This window comes from Streptosporangium sp. G11 (genome assembly GCF_051192615.1).
Taxonomy (GTDB): domain Bacteria; phylum Actinomycetota; class Actinomycetes; order Streptosporangiales; family Streptosporangiaceae; genus Streptosporangium.
The window spans coordinates 1-2,606 of the sequence record NZ_JBPJUQ010000234.1; the positions used below are offsets into that span (position 1 = coordinate 1).

Annotated in this window: 3 protein-coding genes and 1 pseudogene; 3 read left to right on the plus strand and 1 reads right to left on the minus strand. The window is 62.9% G+C overall.

Annotation, left to right across the window (positions count from 1 at the left end):
* Positions 1–83: 83 nt before the first annotated feature.
* Positions 84–329 (plus strand): annotated as a pseudogene (locus ACSDR0_RS50085) (replication initiator); the annotation flags it as partial.
* Positions 330–338: 9 nt separating this feature from the next.
* Here ACSDR0_RS50085 and ACSDR0_RS50090 read toward each other — a convergent pair.
* On the minus strand, positions 339–1,484 hold the full coding sequence (locus ACSDR0_RS50090; RefSeq protein ID WP_435296043.1) for a helix-turn-helix domain-containing protein: 1,146 nt from the start codon (positions 1,482–1,484) through the stop codon (positions 339–341).
* 141 nt (positions 1,485–1,625) lie between these two features.
* Between ACSDR0_RS50090 and ACSDR0_RS50095 the strand changes: the two genes are divergently transcribed.
* Together ACSDR0_RS50095 and ACSDR0_RS50100 are read left to right on the plus strand one after the other, a co-directional pair.
* Positions 1,626–2,048, plus strand: a complete 423-nt coding sequence (locus ACSDR0_RS50095; protein WP_435296044.1) for a hypothetical protein — start codon at positions 1,626–1,628, stop codon at positions 2,046–2,048.
* Complete coding sequence (locus ACSDR0_RS50100) at positions 2,045–2,260, plus strand: hypothetical protein (protein WP_435296045.1); 216 nt, start codon at positions 2,045–2,047, stop codon at positions 2,258–2,260. The genes ACSDR0_RS50095 and ACSDR0_RS50100 overlap by 4 nt, the downstream gene beginning before the upstream one ends.
* Positions 2,261–2,606: the final 346 nt, after the last annotated feature.

Here is a 2,606-nt window from a genome sequence, read left to right on the forward strand (position 1 = left end):
CACTCCTGCGAAAACGAGTCCTGCTCGCATGATCATGAACACCCACAGTCACCCATCACGAAAATCTTGCCAGATCCCACTTCTCTACCAAGAGCCGCTACTACTCCACCACCCTCGGGGAACTCCGCCGGACCCGTGCCGACTACCGGGCCGCGCAGGCCCGGATGCTTCTCGGCCTGCCCGATCCTGCCGAAGAGACCACGCTCACCCTGTCGGCGTGGCGCTACGCCGGAAGCGGCCACCGACACGGCGAACCCTTCTGGGCGGAACTGGCTCGGCAACGCATTGCCACTGCCCGCAGGATCGCCAAAGAACGGGCAGCATTGTGAGGCCCGTTGTCACGCGGCGGGCGGTGGGGCTTCGGGAGAAATCATGGATTGCAGGTGTTCGCGGGCCTGCCGTATCTCCGGGGTCGCGTTCCATTTAAGGGACGCTCGGAGGATTTCATGAACCCGTTTGTTGACTCTCGCCGAAGCGACGAACGGGAGCGCTCGCGCCAGTTCGTTCATCCGATCGGCTGCGAAAGACGGGTCAGAAGCCCTTAGTGCTGTTTGTATCTGCCGTCCCAGGTATTGCGCCCGGAAAAGCGGTGACCATTGTCCGATCGTGCTGGCTGCCTCATTCAACAGCGTTCCGGCTTCCCCGTACTCACGAAGATGGCTCAGTCCTATGCCGACGTCACCCGCTAAGGCGGCCTCTCCGAAGGGGGAGAGCCCTCCGACGTTGAGGGCACGATCAAGCGCGTCCCGGGATGCTGCTTTCTGCTCCGGTATGAGTGCCAGGGAACGCCCTAGCCGCATGCTCAAAGATGCCTGCTGGCTGCTCGTGATGTCCGGGACTTGTAGTCCTCGCTGAGCGTAGGTGACCCCTCGGGCATGATCACCTCGATAGAGACTGACCCGGCTCAGGCTGTCGTACGCGCGAGCCTGGCTCTTGAAGTCCTGGGCTCGGAGTGCGAGGTCAAGCGCGATGCCGCCGGTCCGGTCGGCTTGGGCAAGCTTCCCCGCGTCATACAGAACAAGGGTGACCTGATACATAAGCTCAGAAACCGCTTTTTGCAGAGGCCGCTCGCTGACGTCTTTCAATATCCGATCGATGTGCTGCATATGGCTTGACGCGCGCGACATGAGCGGAATTCCGCCAAGCTCATACCGGCTGCGAGCAAGTGATGTAGCCAACGTGTTTACATAGTTGGCGTCTTGATAGGGGTTCGCGCTAGTAGAGGGAACGAAGATAACGGACGCGGCTGCTGCCAGGAATTCCCTGCGTTCCACAGACTCCTCCACTTTGGGCGATATGCGTATTTCCCAGCCTACGCGCGCCAGTAGGTTGATGGCCTTGGCCATGCCGGTGTCCTTCTGACCTCGGGACACTTCAGAGACCCATGCCTGGGAAACACCTAGCTCACGGGCGAGATCGGTTTGGGTCCACCCTTGCTGCTCCATGATCGCTTTAAGGGCCTCTGGGAAAGTCCGCACATCCACGGAACGAGCGTATCGCTGTGAGCGATCTTTCCCCTAGCACTCCTATCGCTGTAAGCGATGCCCTTGCTGGTGCTCTCAGAAACGGGTCGGAACCATGAGGGCCCCAAAGAGCGCGCACCTGTGAGAGGAAAGGCGGGTGTTATGAGAGTGACGCGAGGCGAAACAGAGGGGCAGGGCGAAAACCAGCGTGGCGACGAGTGCGGCGAGGTGATCAACGACGCTACAGCGGAAAGCCAGGACAGGGCTTTGGCCGTCGTGCAACGACTTCTCACCGAACATGGCATTCGTGCCCACCGCCACAACACGATCAGCCTCGGCCTCTACGGCAACCACGTAGATCTCCCCACCTGGCCGAATCGACCTGACTCCCGGACGTGGGTGAAGCGACACCCGCCAGAACTGACCGTGAAAGGTCCTCAAGGCTGGCGCGATGTCACGGTGACCGTGGGGCCGCGCTCGGGCTGCTACCTGGTGTCTATCCGCAACGGCTCTGATCTTCAGGCTGTCGGGCAGGGACAGCCGGAAAAGGTGGTTGACCTGATCCTGGCCGTTCGGGAGACGTGATCGTGTACGGCTGGGTCATCCTGGGCGATGCGGCAACGAAGAGAGTCAACGGCCAAGAGATCATCGTCACTGCCGGGAGATCGGGCAGCCTCGGGGCGGCTATCAGAGCTTGGGAGGACAACGAACGTCACCGGATGGCGTACGAACTGGGAAACCTGGGCCGCCTGGTCAATGACGCGTTGGACCGGCTACGGCAGGCCAGGGACACCTGATAGCGACGGCGAAGGTAGGTCGCTCTCGCTGTTGGTAACCATGTCATCCGGTGGCAACCCGACCCGAAGCACAGGGCCGCCAGGCCCGCGCATCGGAAGCGGGGCGGCAGAGGTGTTATCCCACCATTCGAGCGTTCCTGATGAACACGAGCGGAGCGGCCGGCGCAATCCGAAGGACCCCGGAGGGGCCGCGTAGCGGTTGGGCCGGTGGTCGGAGCGGGCGGCAGTGCGTTCACGGTCGGCGCGGCGTTCGGTACGGCGGACGGGCTGGTGCGGCGGGCGGCGGGGTCCGGCCGTCCGCGCCGGGCGGGCGCGGGACGGGACCGGCGCCCACGCCGCATGCCCG

What these genes read in the sequence shown, in the direction of transcription:
- ACSDR0_RS50095 (WP_435296044.1), top strand. Translation starts at nt 1,626, where the DNA reads ATGAGAGTGACGCGAGGCGAAACAGAGGGGCAGGGCGAAAACCAGCGT.